This is a genomic window from Novosphingobium sp. HR1a (genome assembly GCF_015594425.1).
Lineage (GTDB): Bacteria > Pseudomonadota > Alphaproteobacteria > Sphingomonadales > Sphingomonadaceae > Novosphingobium > Novosphingobium resinovorum_A.
This window is the reverse complement of record NZ_JABXWS010000101.1, coordinates 25246-44039: the sequence shown is the minus strand read 5'-3', so window position 1 is coordinate 44039 and position 18794 is coordinate 25246. Positions and strand designations below refer to the sequence as shown.

Genomic DNA, 18794 nt, shown 5'->3' with positions numbered 1-18794 from the left:
CGCAATCCTGAAATGAGCGAGGTCTACGCACGCAGCCTGGAGGACAAGCAGCTTGCCTGCCGTTCGGTCGCCGAGCAGCGCGAGGCGATCGAGACGATGCGCGACTTTGCCGCCGCGACCTATCATGCCTTGTCGGGATGGCCCTGGTCGCCTTCACGCGGCAGTCGCGCCTCCAAGAACATCGCCAGTCAGGTCGATGCGCTCGACTTTCTGCGGGCGAGGAGTCTGGCGGCGCGCGAACGGCATAATCCGCAAGGGCCTGTCGTCATCTTCTCCGGTCCGTCTGTCTGGCACGACCATGCAATGATCTTCGAGCGCCTCGACGCGATCCATGCCCGGGTCCCGAACATGACACTGGTCACCACCGGACAGCGCGCAGGGGCCGATGCGATCGCTGCAGGCTGGGCGGGCAGCGCAGGGCGGCACGTACCGCTGGTCGCCTTCCGCCTCTACGGCTCGGGGATGAAGAAGGCCTTCGATCGCAATCGCAAGCTGGTCGATCTGAGGCCGGTCGAGGCCGTGTTGTGTGAAGGCTCGGGGGTGCAGGCGAACCTCTACCAGTCCCTTCGGCAAGCCGGGGTACCGATCCATGCCTTCCGCAAGACGGACCAGACCGCGGATACCGTCGCTTTGCGCCAACGCGTGCGCGGGAGGGTGTGATGGCAATCCCGGAGGCCTATGCCGCGAATTTCCAGACACTGCTCGACGCAGCATCGCATGGTGATCTGGCGTTGATGGAATGCACCGATGCGGTGACAGGCGAACCCCGCTATGTCATCTGCGCTGTGGGATACGACGCAGGCGAATATGTCATGACGCCCTTTGGTCATCTCCACGACGGCAACCCTTACGAGGCCTACCTCCCGCCGGCATAGACGCGCCGCTGAGCGTGCGGATTTCGACAAGCGTGGTCGCACGCTCAGCGGTATCTGGCAGATGTACTTCAGACGACAAGCCCCAATTGGGCGGTGAGCTTGCCTGTCTGCGAGGGAGCGCCCCTGCATGGGGACACTTGATGGGGCCGTTAGACCAGCCAATCTTTCGGTGAGCCATTGCCCTGCCGAGACAATGCCCTTGCCGGGGCATCGAGCCCCGCCAAGGGCAGCTCTTCTTCTATCTATCAAGTCCTCCAAGTGTGGCGCGGGAACGCAGCGGCCTCAAGGACGATGGGGCCCCACCATTTTGCCCGGCGGATCACCGGCAGATCCCCGACGCACCGCGGCGGCCGCCGGACAAAATCGTGACCCCCATCGCCGCTGGCGCGGTCGCTTCGCGATCCTTGACCCCGCTGCTCGGAGCCCGCGCCGGTGGGGGAACCTCTTTCAAGAAAAGGAGGTTCAAAATGACCATTGCAACGACGCACTATTCCTTCCAGATTCCGGGTGACGATGCCAACGAACCCACCGATCGTTTCGAGGATGCGTTCTCTCCGCGGATTGGCGAAGTTCGGATCGTGCGCACCGACGAGGCGATGGACCTCGATATGCCGGGTGCCTTCGAAGCGCAGATGGCGACCGAAATGCTGATCACTACGCTGTTCGATCTCCTGCGTGATACGCGTCTGCAGCCTGTCGCTGATCGGCTCACTTGGGGTATCGTGCACAGCTTCCACAAGGTGGCCGAACAACTCGACGGTGAGGGCGACAAGGCGGCACGTGAACTGCGCGACATGATCCGCGAGCACGATGGCAGCGAGATCGCGAACGCTACGCTGGAGGATGCACAGACCCTCTGCCAAGGGCTCGACGAGGCCCGCGAGGCGGTCGCGTGCATGCGAGACCATGCCGCCGAGGTCTACCGCGTCGAGACCGGACGCCCGTGGTCGAGCCCGCGCGGAACGCTTGCCTCAAGCAAGCGGACAGCGTCGGTTATCGCGGCATCCGACTTCCTGGCCGCGCGCCGCAACCGCCGGAACGAGGCGCATGCTCCCAGTGGCCCCGTCGTCATCTTCTCCGGAGGCCAGGTGTGGGCGGATCATCGGCAGGTGTGGGAACGGCTCGACGCGATCCGCACCCGCATACCCGAGATGGTGCTTGCCACCACTGCCCAGACAAAGGGCTGCGATGCCATAGCGGCGGCCTGGGCAGCGCGATCCGGGGTCAAGGTGGTCGCCTTCACGCTGGAGCGCTGGCGCTCGCTGGGGCGCAGGGCCGGGTTCGCCCGCAATGAGGCACTTGTTCGGCTCAACCCCGCTGAGGCTTTCGTCTGCGAGGGTAACGGGCTGCAATCCCATCTCGCTCGGCTGGTACGTAGTGCCGGCATTCCGGCTTACTTCCTGAAAGCCACTGATCAGGTCCGCTGAGCGCTGAGCGCACGACCCAAAAGCGTCGATGTACGGAGGTGAACCCTTCGTGCATCGACGCTTTTTGTCTGCCGGTAAGAATCGCTCTGCTCAGGGACGGGACCCCACGGGGGCCCGTCCGTCGCAAAGCGATGCGGCGTGCCGTTGGCACACCGGCCTCCTGCGCGCGGCTATCGCCGTGCTCGTCGCAGGGACGCCGTTCCGGCGAATTCTCACTGTCACGGAGATGCCGCCGGCACAGCCTTGAGAGCCGTAACAGCTTTGGTCCCGCCGATCCGGATAGCGAGCGTGAGTACGTCCTTGAACTCCCGTTCGGAGAGCGTCTCGACAGCCAACTCACCGGCTATTTCACCGTAATGTCGTCGTAGTGCCTTGCGTACCGCTTCGGCCTCGCTGGCCAGGCTACGCTGGTCGGCTTCGAGCTTGGCCAGCTTTTCACGATCAGTCATTCTGGGCATTGTTGTTCCTCACCGAGAGGCACGCCCGCCACGCAGTGATGATGCCGTAATTGCCGGCAGTCTCACACCTCAAAAATGAAAGGCTCGGCAAAATGCCGAAAAAGAACGAAGATGCCCCTTCGGGGCGCCGCGCGCCTGCCGGCACGAGGCAGGCGCAGCGGAAAGCCGCTGCGAAGCAGGGACGCACGGCCAGGGCCGTTTGTTAATGCACCGTACGCACGGGTGCTGCTCGCCAAAGCGAGCATTTTCAGCCACTTAGAAGAAATTTCTGAAGAGGCTGGGACACATTTTGTGCCCCGGGGGATTTTGAAGCAAGGTTTTTTGTTCTCATTCTGAAAGAAGGCAGGCAAGCATAGTTACCGGCATGGAGCCTGCGCGTGAGCATTATTCTGCGAACGTCGGGTAATGGTGACATGTCGTCCGCCGTTCAGCCGCCAATTTGGGTGATTACCTGCCGTAGCGAAGCTCGAACTTTGCAGAGAATTGCCGTCCGTGAAGAGGGCAACCGCGACTAGGGCTGCGGCGACGAGGAGAATCGACATGACGCTTTATAGCTCAGCGTAAGACTTGAAGCCGGTCACTTCGGTCGATGGCAATGGTACTCACCGGTGGAATGGTTCTTATGGCAGCCATTCGCATCCGTGCCGCCGCTATGCTGGGGCGTTTGCGACTGGCCCTGCTGCGGCTTAGTGGCCGGCGCGGCTATCGCGGTTGGCTTTGCAGTGTTGGTGTCTTCGTGTGCCAGGGCGGGTGTTGCGGAAAGAACAATGGCGCAGATTGCGAGGATCGCTGTCATCGTGGTCTCCAACGTGAGAAACCTGAGATGAATTTGCAGGGGTTAAGACTTCCATAAGCGCGGTGACTGAAAGTGATCGCTGTCAAAATTCTCAGAGAGTGGCCTAAATACTTCACCATCTGCGATGTAGGTTTGACGGGGATCAGACATTCGGTAGTGGGTTGGCGGTCATGAGCGGGGGCTTGCTTTGAATCTGCAGAAGTGCGCATTTGCATGGGTGGCCGTAGTCGCTGCATGCAGTTTAACTGCATGTTTGCCGTCGGCTGGTTCCAGCCGGGACAGCGACAGCGAAGAGGATGCAGCCGGCTCCTCTGGTGATGACAATGCCGGGAGCTTCAGTTCGGTTGAGCAAGCGGACACCGAAGGATCGGGCGAGGAAACTGCGGGGGAGCGCGAACCCTTCGATGAGGACGCGGCCCGCGATGCGGCGGAATCTGAACTGGCATCCCAGCAATACGACGGCAGCTATGGCTGCACGGTCGACTGCTCAGGGCATGAAGCCGGGTGGCAATGGCGTGCCGAACACGGATATGCCGTCGATGGCAACAGCAACAGCTTTTCCGAAGGTGGCAGGGCCTATGATGAGGCCCTCGAGAGCCGGGTCGATGAGATGCGCGGCAATTATGACAGTGGTGAGGAGCCGGAATACTGAACGGCACGACGACCGAGAGCAATAAAAGCCAAGTTCTGGCCTCCGAACAGCATTCCAGATTGACTTTTGGTGTTGCCCGAAAATTTATCCCACATTTTCGCGATTTCGGAGAATGTGAGATAGAACGTGGAATAGCAGAATGATGGCCTTGGCGACTCGGCGTATTTGCACGTGCATTACATGATGAGCTGGCAGGGGTGAGAAAATGAGGACCTTCGCACGATTGGCAACGGTACTGGTCGTTCTGGGGACAACGGCTACTGCGTTCGCTCAAACGCAATCGCAGCAGGACCGGCTGAACCGGGTGGCGCAGTTCGTGGCAACCGCTCCGATGTGCGATGATCGCAGTTTGTCGCAGCGCCGAAGACCGACCTCGGTAAGCGGAGGTCGGTCTGTGGAGTCGAGGATGTGCCCAAGGGAAACCCGGATAAGGATTGGGACTCAACGGAGCAGCGTGATTTGTGTCGCTGGAACTCAGCGCGCCAGAGTTGCAGTCTCGATGAGAGAGGCGACCTCCGCCGGGTGCGAGACCATGATGGAGTGGGAAGCGCCCTGCACCACGATCGTCTTCCTCGAGTGCGAGCGCTCGTACATGAACTTCATGGCAGCAGGCGGGATGTTGAGATCCGCGGTTCCATAGATCGCGTAGTTCGGGATCGTCTTCCACGTGGGAGTCGTGGTCGCTTCGCTCAGAGCGGCCTTGGTGACCGGCCGCTGCGTGGCCGCCATCGTCGCGGCGACGGCGGTCGACACGTCACCTGCGAACTGATGGTGGAACTTCGCGGTTTCCACGTAGAGATCTTCGCCACCATCGGCGAGCGGAACGCTCACAAGGGTGTCGCCGAGCGTGCTTCCCGGATACTTCCCGCTCAGTCCGAGCGAAGTCTCACCGGCCTCTGGCGCGAATGCGGACACATAGACGAGGGCTTTCACGTTGGGATTACCCTCCGCCGCGGCCGTTACGACGGGGCCGCCGTAGGAGTGGCCGACAAGTACCACGGGCCCGTTGATCGAATGAACCAACGCTGAGATCGGAGCGGCATCGGCCTTAACGCTGCGCAGGCCGTTGGCTGCAGCGATGACGCGATACCCGGACTTCTGCAGTCGCTCGATGACACCTGCCCAGCTCGAGGATCCGGCGAAGGCGCCGTGAACGAGGATGATCACCGGTTTATGCTCGGTTTGGGCGGTGGCCGGCATGGCCATGGCGAAACCGAGCAGAGCGACGAACGCGAGCAGTAGCTTCCGCATAGTTTGGTCCCTTCCTGAAAAGGCGCGCTGTCGCGGCCGGTAGATTGCGCCAGTTTGATCGACGTTCGCCTCGTCCGACGCCATCACGCGGAAGTCGGCCTGCGGGGATACCTTGGTATCGCATGGCCTCCCCGTGGAAGGTTGCTTCAGGCGAGCGTTGAGGCCGGCGGAAGCGCTCCCTCCACCTCTCTCTAGGTTTTGAACCAAGCCGCCTGACATTGCTTCGCGCAATGTGACAGTCGGACTAATGCTTGAAACCGTCTAGATTGTCGGCGAGCCAGTCGGACACCGAGCGAGCAGGTCTTTCCAGGAGTTCGCTGACCGTGCTCGTCGTCTCGGACATGACGCTCTCGCGGAATATGAGGTCGAGACCAAGCAGCAGGTCCGCCACCATCTCCGTGGATCCAGCGCGGATAAGATCGATGCGGTGTTCTGCTGCAGTGCGACGCTGATAGGTCACGGTTCGCCCGAGTAATTTCGACAGCAGACCGGCGATTTCGGGCATCGTGACGGAAGCCGGCCCTGTCAGGTGATACGCGCGTTGCGAAGAGACGTATCGGCCTTGGAGAAGTGCGATCCGCGCCACGTCGGCGACATCTCTCCTGTCGATCAGGTTTACCGCCCCGTCTTCGGCAGCGCCGCCCCAGGTCCCGTCGACGACCTGGGCCTTCGCCCGATTCAGCACGTCCATGAACGAGCTTGGTCGCAGGACGGTGTAACCGCTCTCCTGCTTCGCTAGGTGGGCTTCGATTTGCATATGCCAGTCGAATGGGTGGAGCCGCGTTGGCGGGCCCATCGCAGACAGCTTGACGATGTGGGGCACGCCGGCGGCGACAGCGGCGTCGATCAACAAGATCTCGTTGGTGACTTGGCGATCAGACGTGCCGTGCGAGAGGAATAGGCGGTCGGCACCTTGCATTGCATTTGTCAGGGACGACGGGTTGTCGAAGTCTATCTCCGCAACTTGGACCCGATCATCCTGGTCGATGCCGCTCGCATTTCGAGTGAGCGCGACGATTTCGACCGGGTCGCCGGAAAGGCATTCGACGAGCGCACTGCCCACGCGTCCAGTTGCTCCAGCAATCGCGATGCGGAGCGATTTGGCACTTTCTTTGGAATTGATCATGGTGTCGCCTTGCTAAAAAGTCAGTTGTTCTGAGCTGCAGAAGATCGCTCGAACCCACGGCTCGACTTGGCCCTCGTGTATCTTCCGAAATCAGTCACTCGGCAGCCTGATCCAGTTGCAGACCAAGTGCGTGCGCAACGCCGGCTCCGTAGTCGGGATCGGCACGTCTGCAGTTCTCGACGTGGCGCATTTGGACCTCCAGGGTTACTCCGCTGATCGCTCGCGCGGTATTGCCGAAAAGGGCATCCTGCTGCGCCGGCGACATGTTCCTGAACAGTATGCCGGGCTGCTCGTAATAGTCCTCGTCGACGCGATGGTCCCAGTGGTCGGCGAGATCGCCGATCTGCAGTGGGGTTTCCTTGAGTTCAGGGTGGTCCGCCCACATGCCGGTGCTGTTGGGCCAATAGGGTGTGGCGGCACCGAGGTTGCCGTCCACGCGCATTTGGCCATCGCGGTGATAGCTGTGGAATGGGCACTTGGGCGCGTTTACCGGGATGGAATGGTGGTTCACGCCAAGCCGGTAGCGGGCGGCGTCGCCGTAGGAGAAGAGGCGGGCCTGAAGCATCTTGTCGGGCGAGAAGCCGATGCCGGGAACAATGTTGGCGGGCGAGAAGGCGGCCTGCTCAACGTCGGCGAAGAAGTTCTCAGGGTTCCGGTTGAGCTCGACCTCTCCGACCGGGATGAGCGGATATTCGCCCTTGGGCCATACCTTGGTGAGGTCGAAGGGGTTGTGTCGGTGCTGCCGCGCCTGATCCTCCGTCATCACCTGGATGCTGAGCTGCCAGCGGGGGAATTCGCCGCGGTCGATGGCCTCGAGAAGGTCGCGCCCGCTGCTCTCACGGTCCTTTCCGACGATGGCCTCGGCCTCGGCGTCCGTCAGGTTCTCGATCCCCTGTCGGCAGCGGAAGTGGAATTTGACCCAGACGCGGCGATTGTCCGCATCGATCATGCTGTAAGTGTGGCTGCCGAAGCCGTGCATGTGGCGGAAGTCGCGGGGGATGCCGCGCTCGGACATCACGATGGTGACCTGGTGTAGCGCCTCGGGGAGCAGGCTCCAGAAGTCCCAGTTGTTCTGAGCGCTGCGAAGGCCGGTGCGCGGATCACGCTTCACCACGTGGTTGAGGTCAGGGAAGCGCAGCGGATCGCGGAAGAAGAACACGGGAGTGTTGTTGCCGACCACATCCCAGTTGCCCTCCTCGGTGTAGAACTTGACCGCGAAGCCGCGGATGTCCCGCTCGGCGTCGGCCGCGCCGCGCTCGCCGGCCACCGTCGAGAAGCGCATGAACAGCGGCGTCTCCTTGCCGATCTCCGAGAAGATCTTAGCCTTGGTGAAACGCGAGATGTCATGCGTAACCGTGAAGGTCCCGAAGGCGCCCGACCCCTTGGCATGCATGCGGCGCTCCGGGATCACCTCGCGGTCGAAGTGGGCCAGCTTCTCGATCAGCCAGACGTCCTGCAGCAGCGCCGGCCCGCGCGTTCCTGCGGTCATGATGTTGACGTTGTCGATGACGGGAGTGCCCGCAGCAGTGGTCAGGTCGGTCCGCGACATATCGTATTCCCTCGTTCCGATGATTTGTTCTCGGCGAGGGTAGAGGTGGGACGGCCGCACAGGCAGTGACCATGGGTGGAGTGCATGCCCTACGAAGGTATGTAGGGTCATCAGCCGTCCGCTACCGCATACCTGCGATCGTCCCGTGAATCGTCAGGCGGCGGTGCACGGGGGAGCTAGCCGCGTTCTCGCTGCAAAGAGGGACATTCTTCCAATGCTTATCCCAGATTTCCAGGTGCCGCCCGAGGCGCGACGGGAGCGTAGCGTAGTCTGGCACGACGCCGGAAGTGTCCCGGCCCTGGTCGCAGGGCTTTCGGGGCTTCAGATCATGCAGGGCATACGCGATGGAACGCTGCCGCCGCCGCCCATGGCGAGGCTGGTCGGCTTCAGGTGCACCGCCGCAGAGCATGGCGAAGTCGCCATGGTCATGGATCACGACGCGTCGATCGAGAACACGATGGGCATGGTCCATGGCGGTGCTACCGCCACCATTCTCGACACCGCGATGGGATGTGCGGCGCACACGACCCTTCCGGTCGGCAGTGGGATCGTGACGTTGGATCTGACGATCACCTACCTCCGTCCGGTCACGCCCCGGAGTTCGCCGGTGACCGCGATTGGTCGGGTCGTCAACGCGGGTCGACGGATGATCTACGTGACCGGAGAGGTAAGGGATGTCGGCGACAGCCTGGTCGCCCACGCCGTCGGCAATTTCTCGGTCGTGGCGTCACGCGGCTGAGCGCGGCGCGCCCTGCCGACACCATACCAGCGTCCAGATAGGCGTGATGATCCGGACCGGCCATGTTGAGCGCGCTCAGGCATGTGTGGAGCACGTTTGAAGGTTCGAGCTCTCGCCGCCTCATAGGAAGGATAATCTCATGGCTCAGGCGGTCTCGCGGACTTTGCCACGTGTTCCCGCATCGTTCTTCGGCATCGTCCTCGGTCTTGCGGGGCTGTCGAACGCGTGGCGGGCTGCACATGCCGCCTGGGGACTGCCGGTGGCAATCGCCGAGGTGATCCTCATCTGCGCGATCGTCGCGTGGGCAGCTGTTGCCGTGCTTTATGGTCTGAAGTGGGTGGTCACTCCCGCAATCGTCGCGGAAGAGGCGAAGCATCCTGTGCAATGCTGCTTCATCGGCCTGGCCGGCGTGAGTACGCTTCTGATTGCCCAGGGCGTGCTGCCCAGTTCACGCTCGCTGGCGATCGGCCTTTTCCTTCTCGGTGCGGGCTTCACCGTGTGCTTCGCACTGTGGCGAACTGGTCTCCTGTGGCGGGGTGGACGTGCGGACGCGGCGACGACGCCCGTCCTGTACCTCCCGATGGTCGCCGGCGGGTTCGTCGGCGCGACCGTCGCCTCCGCCCTGGGGTGGCGCGATTGGGGGCAGTTGGCCTTTGGCGCCGGATTCTTCACTTGGCTCGCGGTGGAGTCCGTGATCCTGCTCCGGCTCTACACGGCGGAGCCGATGCCACCGGCATTACGACCTACGATGGGCATTCAGCTAGCGCCTCCGGCTGTCGGAGCCGTGAGCTATCTGTCGGTTGGTCAAGGAGCGCCCGATCTGGTGGCGCATCTGCTCATCGGATACGCATTGCTGCAGGCCGCTCTGCTCCTTCGGATGTCGCGTTGGATTTCGGAGCAGCCTTTCGGCGCGAGCTACTGGGCCTTCACATTCGGTGCCACGGCACTCGCCGGGGCGATGGTGCGGTTGGCGCCTGCGGACCACGGCGGCGCGATCGCCACGCTCTCCCCGGTCGTCTTCGCACTTGCGAATATCGTGGTTCTGGGAATCGCGATCGGAACGTTGCGTCAATTGTTCACGGGACGCCTGCTGCCGCCGATCTCCGGACCGGATGTCCAACCGACGTCGGCTCGCTGAGACCCCCGACCCGAGTTGCACGCTCCCCTACCGATGTCTAGCCCGGCCCCGCAGACCGTCGCATGGTTTCCCCGTTTCCAACTTGCCAGTGTCTCGTCTCGGCCAACGGCGAGCGTCTACCGCCACGGTGGTCGATCGGGGTGCGGACGTTTCCGGCTCAGGAGGACCAGAGTGACTCACTTGAACTATTCTATCGACGGGCCGGTCGCGGTCATCACCTTGTCCAACGGTCAACAGAACCGCCTTTCACCCCAGATGTTGGACGAACTCGATGCCGCTCTATCAGCGGTCACCAACAGCAACGCCCGCGCGCTGCTGTTGCAGGCGGATGGTCCGGACTTCAGCTTCGGAGGCGACATCGTTCCCTGGCCGGATCTCAGCGCACACGAGCTACGTGGCTTGCTCGAGAGGTTCATGCAGGCTTTCAATCGGTTCGAACGCATGGCGATACCGACCGTGGCGTCCGTTCAAGGGCATTGCCTCGGCGGAGGGTTGGAGCTTGCGATTCGAGCCGACGTTATATTCGCGGCGGAGAACGCCCGCTTCGGTCATCCTGAGCAATCGCTTGCGATCGTGACGCTGCTCGGCGGAGTCTATCGGGTGGCTGAGAGGGCGGGCCGATCCAAGGCCATGGAGTGGGCCCTGACCTCGGAGCAGGTTCCTTCGCAGGTCATGGCGCAGCATGGCGTCGTCAACCGCGTCGTCGCCGACGAGGCGCTCCGCGAGGAGGCGAGGGCATTCGCGACGAAGCTGTCGGCCGGTCCGACACGCGCCCACGCGGCGCACAAGGCGCTAATGCGTATTTGGGCGACGGGTGGCGTGTCTGCGGCCGATGAGGCCATGGCAGATATCTCACTTCCCCTTTTTGAAACCGACGATGTCAGGCTTGCCCTCCCAGCCTCGGTCGATGCGTTCAAACTCGGAAAGGCCCGACCGGCCTTTGATTTCAAGGGGAGCTGAGCTCCTGGGCTCCTGTTTCAGGAGCGGCATGGGCCGGCCCCTGCCTTGGTATTCGCACGACTCGCAGAGATCAACACGCGGACTGGTGCGGGTGTCCCCGAGAAGGGGGCACTGGCATGTATCGGGGCGATGGAGCCTAGGGACGGCAGTCGCGCGGGTCTGAAAGCTAGCGATATTGTCGTTGCTGGTTCTGCCGGCCCTGAAGTCCGCCCGCTTCCAGCCCGTATGTATCGGCCGCGACCACCGACCCGGGTCGGAATCGAACCTACCGAAGTCTGGGGCGAACTCGCCGACCGTCCAATGGCTCACCGGCGCGTCGGTTGCGAATGTGGCGTCCAGTCACTCCCGGCGCAGATGCGCCGACAACAGGTAGGGAATTCTCATCATGCGCCTCGGTCGATTTTCAAGGTTGATGCTTCTTGCGGCAACCGCCGCGTCGATCCCGATGCTGGCCGTCGCGCAGACCGCGCCGGCGCCGGCGCTGCCGATCGTGCGGGGCGACTACCGCCTCGCAACTTACGGCGAGACGATCGACAAGCTGGTCGCCGACTTCATCGAGAAGCACAAGCTGCCGGGCCTCTCCATGGCGATCGTGCAGGCACCCTACATTCCGCGGTCTGCCGGATACGGCAAAACCAGCCTCGACCTGGACGAACTCGCGTCGACCAAGACGATGTGGAACATCGGTCCGGTGACGCAGGCCTTCACCGCCGTCGCGGTGATGCAGCTGAAGGAGGCGGGTAAGCTCAATCTCAGCGATCCCGTATCGCGGCATGTCCCCGGCCAGCCTGCGGCGTGGAGCCGCGTCACGCTTCTCCAGCTCATGCAGCACAGCTCCGGTATCCCCGACTATCGCCCTCATCTCGAGGACGCGAAGCGCTACAAGCCCGAGGAGCTTCTCGATCTGGTGCGGGCCGAACCGCTGCGCTTCAGGAGCGGCACGCAGGTGTCGCTCAGTGCGACGGATGCGACGCTCCTTGCGCTTGTCATCGAACATGCCAGCGGCATGCCCTATCGCGAGTTCGTCCGCCGGCATCAGATCGACCCGATGCATCTGGAGAGCACGATGTTCGCCGACGAGTTCGCGTCGCGCGCCCGCATCGATCGCCCAGCATCGCACTCGGGAGACAACCAGCACTCGCGCTTCAAGTCGGAGGAGCCCTTTATCAACCCCGTCGAGCCAGCGACCGGCTATCGCATGGTCGGCGGCCAGATGACGCGCGTCGCGCCAGAGGCGTCGTCCAACCTGCTGGGCTTCGGCGACCTCTGGTCTTCAGCAGAGGATATCAGCAAGTGGGACATCGGCCTTGCAGGCTCGACGCTGATCAAGGAACTCGCTGATCGCGATGTCGTCTACATGCCGACCAAGCTCGCTAATGGAACCGTCGTGCCGGCGATGCTCGGCTGGGAGTTCACGCACCATCCCGGCTTCATGGAGGTGAAGGGCGACTCGCCTGGTTTCAGCTCCTACCTCAGCCGCTTCACGGCGTCGGACGAGCTCGTCTGCGTGACCTTGCTGACGAACAAGGAGGGTGTGGACCTCACGGTTCTCGCGCGCCAGATCGCCCAAGCCTACAAGGCCGATCTCGGGCCGGGCGTCGATCAGGCGCAGATGGTCGTGCAGGAAAGCAAGTTCGGTTCGGCCGAAACGATCGCGCGGATCCGCGATGCGCTGAGCGAAGCGAAGGTCCCCGTCTTCGCCACCGTCGATCACGCCGCGAACGCGCGCGGTGCAGACCTCCAGCTCCGGCCGACGACCGTCATCACCTTCGGCAACCCCAAGGTTGGCACGAAGCTGATGAACGAGACGCAGGCGATCGGCCTCGATCTTCCGCTCAGGATGATCGTCTGGGAGGATGCCCGCGGTCGGACGTGGGTTGGCTATCCGAACCTCGACACGCTCACCGCCCGATATGACATCAAGGACGCCGCCACGATCGGCGCGATGTCCATGTTCATGGACGGTGTCGCCCGCCGCGCGGCGAACGTCTATGTCTACTGAGGCCGTGGCGGTGCTGGACCATTCGTTCGATCGACGCCGTGCATTTGCGTTCCTTGGCGGGGCCGCCGCGCTGGCGGCGCTACCTGGAGCCACATTCGCTCAACAGGTGCCCCGGTCACCGGATGCTCTGGCATCTGGGGCGGGTGCCTTGGCTGAATTAACCCGCAGGCTTGCGGCGGCGCCTCGCCGCAGAGGCTTCGACAGGGTTCCCTTCATGATCGACCGCAACGACCTCTGGGACCATGAGGCTTCCGAGATCCTGCTGGGGTACCGCGGCGACCGGAAGCAGATGTGGGAGGCGTCAGAGATCTCGTCGGCGTGGCTAAACCTGGTGCGAGAGTCGATGAACGGACAGGTCTTCGCCCACCGCCATCCCGACTTCCTCGCCGTGGGGGCGGTCCACGGAACCGCCCATCTCACACTGTTCGACCAGAGCATGTGGGACAGATACGGACTGGCGATGAATGCCGGGGGGAAGATCACCGGAAATACTTTTGTCGCCGAGCGCGCTGGGGTTTCTCCTGGAGATGACCGTCAGAAGGTCGACGGCTTCTATGGCGTCGGCAACACGAATATCCGGACCCTGCAGCGGCGAGGCGCCGTCATGGTCGCCTGCCATGACTCCATTCACGCCATCGCTCGCGGCGTGGTGGCCAAGGCGGGGACCGGCAACGCAGACGTTGTGGCTGCCGACCTGACGAACAACCTCATCGAGGACGTGGTCCTCGTCCCGAGCGTGGTTGCCTATCTCGTCGAGCTGCAGGCGGCCGGCTTCACCTACGCCAAGGCAGCCTAGGCCTTACCTCCGAGGGTGAATGCTCCTGGCCTCGGATTGATCAGCTAGACGCGCGTGCATCGGTGCGCGCGCCTCGACCTTAGCCGAACAAGCTCATCAGATCGTCGATTAGCGCCTGCGAGTTGAAAGGCTTTATGAAGAGCCGACGCACGCCTGCCGCCTGCGCCTGCTGCTGGACCTCCGGCGTCGGGAAGGCTGTGATCAGGATTATCGGAACGTCGCTCTCGCGCACTGTGCGTGCGAGCTGAAGACCCGATGTGCCCTTCATCTGAATGTCGCTGACGATACAGTCGAAGATGCCGACTTCTCCACTCGTGATGAGCGCGTCGGCATTCTCATACATCCTCGCTGCGTACCCGATGCTCTCGAGCAGATCACCGAGCGCCGTGCGGAGGTCTTCATCGTCATCGACGACGGCGATCAGTGAAGGGCGCTCCATGCATTTGCGCGGCAATGATTCGGCTCTCAGATAAATTTCGGGCGGGACGCCGCTGTCTCGGTATCCCGGTGATCGGGGACAGGTCTCGAGTTGGCAAGAGCGTTGGGACGGTTCGACACGCTGCCGACCTACTTTTCCGTCAGACGAAGATGCCGCTTAAGGTTCTGCGTCCCGCTCATCGCATTGACCAGGCTGCACTTTGCTTAAAGCTAAAGGGCTAGCTCGTTGCGTCCCCGACATTGATTATGCGACGCGTTTCGAAGGATGCGCTATGCAAAGCGCGGGCGCGCAGCGTCAGTGCGACGAGCAACTATCCGGTGGGGCATGAGCGATCGGCTGAAATCTAACGCGATCCTGGGCGCTGCCGCGCTTCTGGCGGGCATCGTCTTCTGGGTGGACACCGTCGCTCGGTATGACTTCGCGATATCCGTCCTCTACCTCGCCGTGCTGGTCCTTGTTTCGTTCGCGGCCAACGCGAAGGCGGTGGTCCGCGCCGCGCAGATCTGCGTCGCTCTCGCGATCCTCGCCTGGTTCATCGGACACTCGGCTGACCCCTCGGTCGCAAGCGCGCTGCGGTGCGTTGTCGGATGCACCGCGATCAGTGTGACGGCCGCGCTACTGGTCAGCCGCAAGCGCCTTGAGACGATCAAGCGCGACCTCGAGCGTAGCAGGTCGGAGGTCGAACTCTTCGCCAACTCCGTTCCCTTCGTGCTCTGGAGATCGAACCCGCAGGGCGAGATCGAGTATCTCAACCAGAGCTGGACGACGGTGACCGGCCTCGACCGCGTATCTGTCCTTGAAGGGCAGCGCTACAACGACGTGGTTCACCCTGACGACATTCCAATTCTCAACGAGACGGTGTCAAAGGCGGTGGCGACGCGGACCGTGACCGACCTGAAGGTCCGCGTGCGCCAGGCGGACGGATCGTATCGCTGGATGCAGATCTACGACAATCCGGCCTATTCGCCGCTGAGCGGACAGGTCGAGAGGTTTGGAGGGCTGTCGGACGTCCACAACGAGGTTATTGCGAAGGAGCAGCTCCAGAAGGTGAGGGCAGAGCTGGAGGAGAGCCGGAGGGAGCTCGTAAACTTCACGAACTCGGTCCCGCAGATACTCTGGCGCGCGGACCGGCAGGCCAACGTCGACTTCTACAACGAGCGATTCACGGAGGTGACCGGCAGGGACCTCAACGCCGTCATCGCGAAGCAGGACTGGATCGAGGATTTCCATCCGGATGATCGCGCAGCTTATCTTGCCAACCTTGAGAAGTCCTTCTCTGCGGGGAAGGAGTTGCGGGAGACGTTCAGGCTGAGGCACGCCAACGGCACCTACCGTTGGATGTCGCTCGTGGGCCGGCCGGTGCCGATCGCGGACGGATCCGACGAGATCCGCTACTATGGCGGCGTCTCCGACATCCATGACGAGGTGAGTGCGCACCAGAAGGTACGAGAGCTGAACGAGACGCTTGAACAGCGCGTATCCGAACGCACCTCCGAATTGCTCCGGACCGAACGACGCTACGCGGGGCTCTTCGACGTCAGCAACATGAGCTTCGCAGAGGTCGACTTCAGCGCGGCCGAGCGGCGTATCGACGCCCTGAAGGCGGAAGGGGTGACGGATCTTCGCGCCTACATGTCGATCCATCCGGATGCGCTCGCCGAGACGCTCGCCATGATCAGGATCGTCCGGGTCAACGAGGCCATGGCCCGGCTACTCGGTTACGACGATGCCGTCGATCTCACCTCGCATCCGCCGGCGGAGCTGGCCGAGGACGGCGCCGAGCTCCTGCTCAGGCAGCTCGAGATGTATTTCAATGGGATCGACCACATCGATGGACCGGCGGTTCTCGTGGGCAAGGGGGGCAAACGCATCCCCGTCTACTACAACGTCACGAGGCTTCCTGATGGTCTGCACCTCGCGAGCCAGGTCGACCTCACGGATCAGATGCGCATCGAGGAGATGCGGAGGGCCGCGCAGTCCGAGCTTGCGCGAGCGAACCGCGTCGCGACGGTTGGCGCTCTCTCGGCCTCCATCGCGCACGAGCTGAACCAGCCGATCGCGTCGATACTGATCGACGCGCAGACGGGGCTCCGGCTCGCCCTTCGCGACGGTCCGGACATCGAGAAGGTCGCGAACATTCTGCAGCGCGTGGAGCGGACCGCACAGCGCGTCGCCAGAATAGTCCAGCGCACCCGTGAGAACATCGTTGCCGGTCGAAGGGCGGTGCAGGACGTCGACCTGCTGCGTCTTGCGGAGGAAACGCGCGAGTTGCTGGCGCACGATCTTGCGCTTGCGGACGCTAGACTGGAGATATCGAGTGAGAGCGAGATCCCGACGATAAAGGGGGACCCTGTGGAACTGCAGCAGATCCTGGTGAACCTCGTGACGAACGCTATCGACGCGATGCGGGATCAGAGTGGGCCAAGACGGATCGGGATCGAACTCATGGAGGAGGTGGATACGGTTCGCGCGCGCGTCACCGACACCGGGCCGGGCATACCGGATGCGAACCTGGAGAAACTGTTCGATCCCTTCTTCACGACGAAGGCGACCGGCATCGGGATGGGTCTGCAGATCTGCCGGAGTGCGATCGAGTCGATGGGCGGCCAGTTGACGGTAGCGAATATCCCCGGTGGCGGAGCCTGCTTCTCCTTCGACCTTCCGATCGCCACGACGGAGGATGAAGCCGCATCGGTGGCTTAGACGCGGCAACGCCCCCGAGGGGTTCCTCGGAGGCGCTGCGCTTGAGATGGTGCCGGGCCGACGGCCCGGAGCGGTCAGGCCTTGATGAAGGCGAGGATGTCGGGGTTCAGGACGTCTGCGTGAACCGTCAGCATGCCGTGCGGGTAGCCCTTGTAGACCTTCAGCTCGCCCTTCTTGAGCAGCTTGACCGCCAGGAGCGCGGCGTCGGCGATCGGCACGACCTGATCGTCGTCTCCGTGGATCACAAACGTCGGGACCTGGATCGCCTTGAGGTCTTCCGTGAAGTCGGTTTCCGAGAAGACCTTGATGCAGTCGTAGTGCGCCTTTGCGCCACCCATCATGCCCTGCCGCCACCAGTTCTGGATCGTGCCCTGGATCACCTGCGCACCCGGGCGGTTGAAGCCGTAGAAGGGGCCGCTGGCGATATCGAGATAGAGCTGCGCGCGGTTAGCGGCGAGGGCGGTGCGATAGCCATCGAACACCTCCATCGGGCTGCCGCCGGGGTTCTTGTCCGACTTCACCATGATGGGGGGCACGGCGCCGGCCAGAACCACCTTGGCGACGCGGCCGGCCTTGGCCCGGGCCGCGTAGCGGCAGGCTTCGCCGCCGCCAGTCGAGTGGCCGATGTGGACGGCGTTCTTGAGGTCGAGCTTGTCGGTCAGCTCGATGACGTCGGCCACGTAGGTGTCCATGTCATTCCCGGTGTCGGTCTGCGTCGAGCGACCGTGGCCGCGACGATCGTGCGAGACGACCCGAAAGCCTTTGCCGAGGAAGTAGAGCATCTGGTTGTCCCAGTCGTCCGACGACAGCGGCCAGCCGTGATGGAAGAAGATCGGTTGGGCGTCCTTCGGACCCCAGTCCTTGTAGAAGATCTCGGTGCCGTCCTTGGTGGTGAAGGTTGCCATGGTCTTGTCTCCTTTGGCGTCTGTGGAATTGCCGGCGATGGAACAGGCGGGAAGGGTTGCCACGAGGCCGAGGGCGGCCATGCCGCCAAGTAGTTCGCGCCGGGTGGTGTCCGGCGACCAGCCGGAGGTCGGCAGCCCGCTCATGATGCTTCGCCCAGCGTCGCGACCGTTTCGTCGGTCGACCAGAGTGCGTTGGCGAACCAGCGGAAGTTGAGGAGCGCCGCCGCATAGGCGTCGCCCTCCGGAATCTTGCTCCCGGCGGTCGCGTCCCTGACCACGACCACCTCGAGGCCATGCTCGACGAAATCGCGCAGATGGGATTCGACGCAAAAGTTGGCCGCCATCCCGGCGAGGATGACCTGGGTGGCCCCGGTCTTGCGCAGCTGGAAGAGGGTGTCGTTGGTCTGCGGGCCGGCGATCTTGTGCGGCGAGCAGACGATCGTCCGTCCGTCCTCGATCACGTCCTTCAGGGTCGGGAGCCAGTCGGCACCGGAACCTTCGAACCCGTCGACGGACAGGGGATCGTCGCGCTTGAACATGCCGAGCATGTGCATGAGCGCCTCGCCCGGCGCGTTGAACCGCCATCGGTCGTCATGCGGATAGTAGTAGTGCGGCGAGATGATGATCGGCATTCCGGCATCGCGTGCCGCGGTCATCAGGCGGCGGAGGTTCGGAACGGTCCCCTGCTCGGCGATGCTCTCCGAGAACACTGCATAGGCGGCACCGTCCTCACCGAGGAAATCGATCTGCGGATCGGTGATGACGAGCGCGGCCTTGCGCTTGTCGAAGACGAAGCTGCTCGGGGGAAGCGCGGGGTCGGACGGGTCGGCGTAGGCCGGGTTGCTGGGCGTGTAGGACATCGCGTTCCTCGTGAAGGTTTGTAGATGTCAGGATGCGCGTTGCAGCGCAGCGCCGCCATCGTACGAGGGACTGCGCGATCACATACCAAGGTCTGTTCGCCTTGCCGTAGCGATGCAG

Annotated in this window: 18 protein-coding genes; 10 read left to right on the top strand and 8 right to left on the bottom strand. The window is 63.0% G+C overall.

What is annotated here, in order from left to right; all coding sequences use genetic code 11:
* The 3 genes from HWN72_RS26535 to HWN72_RS26525 all read left to right on the top strand — a co-directional run.
* Positions 1–660 (top strand): DUF2493 domain-containing protein (locus HWN72_RS26535; protein WP_211151823.1); only part of this gene is annotated, 660 nt, incomplete at its 5' end.
* Positions 660–875, top strand: a complete 216-nt coding sequence (locus tag HWN72_RS26530; RefSeq protein WP_008828811.1) for a DUF6117 family protein — start codon at positions 660–662, stop codon at positions 873–875. The genes HWN72_RS26535 and HWN72_RS26530, both read left to right, overlap by 1 nt.
* 467 nt (positions 876–1342) lie before the next feature.
* Positions 1343–2302, top strand: a complete 960-nt coding sequence (locus HWN72_RS26525; protein ID WP_008828812.1) for a DUF2493 domain-containing protein — start codon at positions 1343–1345, stop codon at positions 2300–2302.
* Between the two features lie 218 nt (positions 2303–2520).
* Here the strand turns inward: HWN72_RS26525 and HWN72_RS26520 are convergent, their stop codons facing one another.
* A complete protein-coding gene (locus tag HWN72_RS26520; protein ID WP_231958416.1) occupies positions 2521–2751 on the bottom strand; it encodes a hypothetical protein in 231 nt (76 codons plus the stop codon).
* Between the two features lie 586 nt (positions 2752–3337).
* On the bottom strand, positions 3338–3556 hold the full coding sequence (locus tag HWN72_RS26515; RefSeq protein ID WP_211151822.1) for a YHYH domain-containing protein: 219 nt from the start codon (positions 3554–3556) through the stop codon (positions 3338–3340).
* A gap of 187 nt (positions 3557–3743) precedes the next feature.
* Between HWN72_RS26515 and HWN72_RS26510 the strand changes: the two genes are divergently transcribed.
* Complete coding sequence (locus HWN72_RS26510) at positions 3744–4208, top strand: hypothetical protein (protein ID WP_211151821.1); 465 nt, start codon at positions 3744–3746, stop codon at positions 4206–4208.
* 474 nt (positions 4209–4682) lie between these two features.
* Here HWN72_RS26510 and HWN72_RS26505 read toward each other — a convergent pair whose 3' ends face one another.
* The 3 genes from HWN72_RS26505 to HWN72_RS26495 all read right to left on the bottom strand — a co-directional run bounded on the left by HWN72_RS26505 (position 4683) and on the right by HWN72_RS26495 (position 8134).
* A complete protein-coding gene (locus tag HWN72_RS26505; RefSeq protein WP_211151820.1) occupies positions 4683–5459 on the bottom strand; it encodes an alpha/beta fold hydrolase in 777 nt (258 codons plus the stop codon).
* A 244-nt stretch (positions 5460–5703) separates the two neighbouring features.
* A complete protein-coding gene (locus HWN72_RS26500) occupies positions 5704–6585 on the bottom strand; it encodes an NAD(P)H-binding protein (protein ID WP_211151819.1) in 882 nt (293 codons plus the stop codon).
* 94 nt (positions 6586–6679) lie between these two features.
* Positions 6680–8134 (bottom strand): catalase, encoded by a 1455-nt coding sequence (locus HWN72_RS26495; RefSeq protein ID WP_211151818.1) that lies wholly within the window; start codon positions 8132–8134, stop codon positions 6680–6682.
* A 214-nt stretch (positions 8135–8348) separates the two neighbouring features.
* Between HWN72_RS26495 and HWN72_RS26490 the strand changes: the two genes are divergently transcribed.
* From HWN72_RS26490 to HWN72_RS26470, 5 genes are all read left to right on the top strand, one after another.
* On the top strand, positions 8349–8873 hold the full coding sequence (locus HWN72_RS26490) for a PaaI family thioesterase (protein WP_211151817.1): 525 nt from the start codon (positions 8349–8351) through the stop codon (positions 8871–8873).
* 139 nt (positions 8874–9012) lie between these two features.
* A complete protein-coding gene (gene tehA, locus HWN72_RS26485) occupies positions 9013–10011 on the top strand; it encodes a dicarboxylate transporter/tellurite-resistance protein TehA (RefSeq protein ID WP_211151816.1) in 999 nt (332 codons plus the stop codon).
* A 180-nt stretch (positions 10012–10191) separates the two neighbouring features.
* Complete coding sequence (locus HWN72_RS26480) at positions 10192–10971, top strand: enoyl-CoA hydratase/isomerase family protein (protein WP_211151815.1); 780 nt, start codon at positions 10192–10194, stop codon at positions 10969–10971.
* A 412-nt stretch (positions 10972–11383) separates the two neighbouring features.
* Complete coding sequence (locus tag HWN72_RS26475; protein WP_211151814.1) at positions 11384–12973, top strand: serine hydrolase; 1590 nt, start codon at positions 11384–11386, stop codon at positions 12971–12973.
* Positions 12974–13187: 214 nt separating this feature from the next.
* Positions 13188–13769, top strand: coding sequence for a hypothetical protein (locus HWN72_RS26470; RefSeq protein WP_211151813.1), 582 nt, complete (start codon positions 13188–13190; stop codon positions 13767–13769).
* A 79-nt stretch (positions 13770–13848) separates the two neighbouring features.
* Here HWN72_RS26470 and HWN72_RS26465 read toward each other — a convergent pair whose 3' ends face one another.
* Positions 13849–14208: a response regulator gene (locus HWN72_RS26465; RefSeq protein ID WP_211151812.1), complete on the bottom strand. Its 360-nt coding sequence runs from the start codon at positions 14206–14208 to the stop codon at positions 13849–13851.
* A 324-nt stretch (positions 14209–14532) separates the two neighbouring features.
* Between HWN72_RS26465 and HWN72_RS26460 the strand changes: the two genes are divergently transcribed.
* The gene (locus HWN72_RS26460) at positions 14533–16911 is read left to right on the top strand and encodes a PAS domain-containing protein (protein ID WP_211151811.1); all 2379 of its coding nucleotides are present in this window, start codon (positions 14533–14535) and stop codon (positions 16909–16911) included.
* Positions 16912–16985: 74 nt separating this feature from the next.
* Here HWN72_RS26460 and HWN72_RS26455 read toward each other — a convergent pair whose 3' ends face one another.
* Together HWN72_RS26455 and HWN72_RS26450 are read right to left on the bottom strand one after the other, a co-directional pair.
* The gene (locus HWN72_RS26455; protein ID WP_211151826.1) at positions 16986–17816 is read right to left on the bottom strand and encodes an alpha/beta fold hydrolase; all 831 of its coding nucleotides are present in this window, start codon (positions 17814–17816) and stop codon (positions 16986–16988) included.
* Between the two features lie 140 nt (positions 17817–17956).
* Positions 17957–18676: a cysteine hydrolase gene (locus tag HWN72_RS26450; protein WP_211151810.1), complete on the bottom strand. Its 720-nt coding sequence runs from the start codon at positions 18674–18676 to the stop codon at positions 17957–17959.
* Positions 18677–18794: the final 118 nt, after the last annotated feature.

Excerpts from the sequence above, each read along its gene's own strand:
- HWN72_RS26505 (WP_211151820.1), bottom strand. The coding sequence starts at position 5,459 with ATGCGGAAGCTACTGCTCGCGTTCGTCGCTCTGCTCGGTTTCGCCATG.
- HWN72_RS26490 (WP_211151817.1), top strand. The coding sequence starts at position 8,349 with ATGCTTATCCCAGATTTCCAGGTGCCGCCCGAGGCGCGACGGGAGCGT.
- HWN72_RS26450 (WP_211151810.1), bottom strand. The coding sequence starts at position 18,676 with ATGTCCTACACGCCCAGCAACCCGGCCTACGCCGACCCGTCCGACCCC.
- HWN72_RS26530 (WP_008828811.1), top strand. The coding sequence starts at position 660 with ATGGCAATCCCGGAGGCCTATGCCGCGAATTTCCAGACACTGCTCGAC.
- HWN72_RS26525 (WP_008828812.1), top strand. The coding sequence starts at position 1,343 with ATGACCATTGCAACGACGCACTATTCCTTCCAGATTCCGGGTGACGAT.
- HWN72_RS26455 (WP_211151826.1), bottom strand. The coding sequence starts at position 17,816 with ATGGCAACCTTCACCACCAAGGACGGCACCGAGATCTTCTACAAGGAC.
- HWN72_RS26470 (WP_211151813.1), top strand. The coding sequence starts at position 13,188 with ATGATCGACCGCAACGACCTCTGGGACCATGAGGCTTCCGAGATCCTG.
- HWN72_RS26500 (WP_211151819.1), bottom strand. The coding sequence starts at position 6,585 with ATGATCAATTCCAAAGAAAGTGCCAAATCGCTCCGCATCGCGATTGCT.
- HWN72_RS26495 (WP_211151818.1), bottom strand. The coding sequence starts at position 8,134 with ATGTCGCGGACCGACCTGACCACTGCTGCGGGCACTCCCGTCATCGAC.
- HWN72_RS26515 (WP_211151822.1), bottom strand. The coding sequence starts at position 3,556 with ATGACAGCGATCCTCGCAATCTGCGCCATTGTTCTTTCCGCAACACCC.
- tehA (WP_211151816.1), top strand. The coding sequence starts at position 9,013 with ATGGCTCAGGCGGTCTCGCGGACTTTGCCACGTGTTCCCGCATCGTTC.
- HWN72_RS26465 (WP_211151812.1), bottom strand. The coding sequence starts at position 14,208 with ATGGAGCGCCCTTCACTGATCGCCGTCGTCGATGACGATGAAGACCTC.
- HWN72_RS26460 (WP_211151811.1), top strand. The coding sequence starts at position 14,533 with ATGAGCGATCGGCTGAAATCTAACGCGATCCTGGGCGCTGCCGCGCTT.
- HWN72_RS26475 (WP_211151814.1), top strand. The coding sequence starts at position 11,384 with ATGCTTCTTGCGGCAACCGCCGCGTCGATCCCGATGCTGGCCGTCGCG.
- HWN72_RS26520 (WP_231958416.1), bottom strand. The coding sequence starts at position 2,751 with ATGACTGATCGTGAAAAGCTGGCCAAGCTCGAAGCCGACCAGCGTAGC.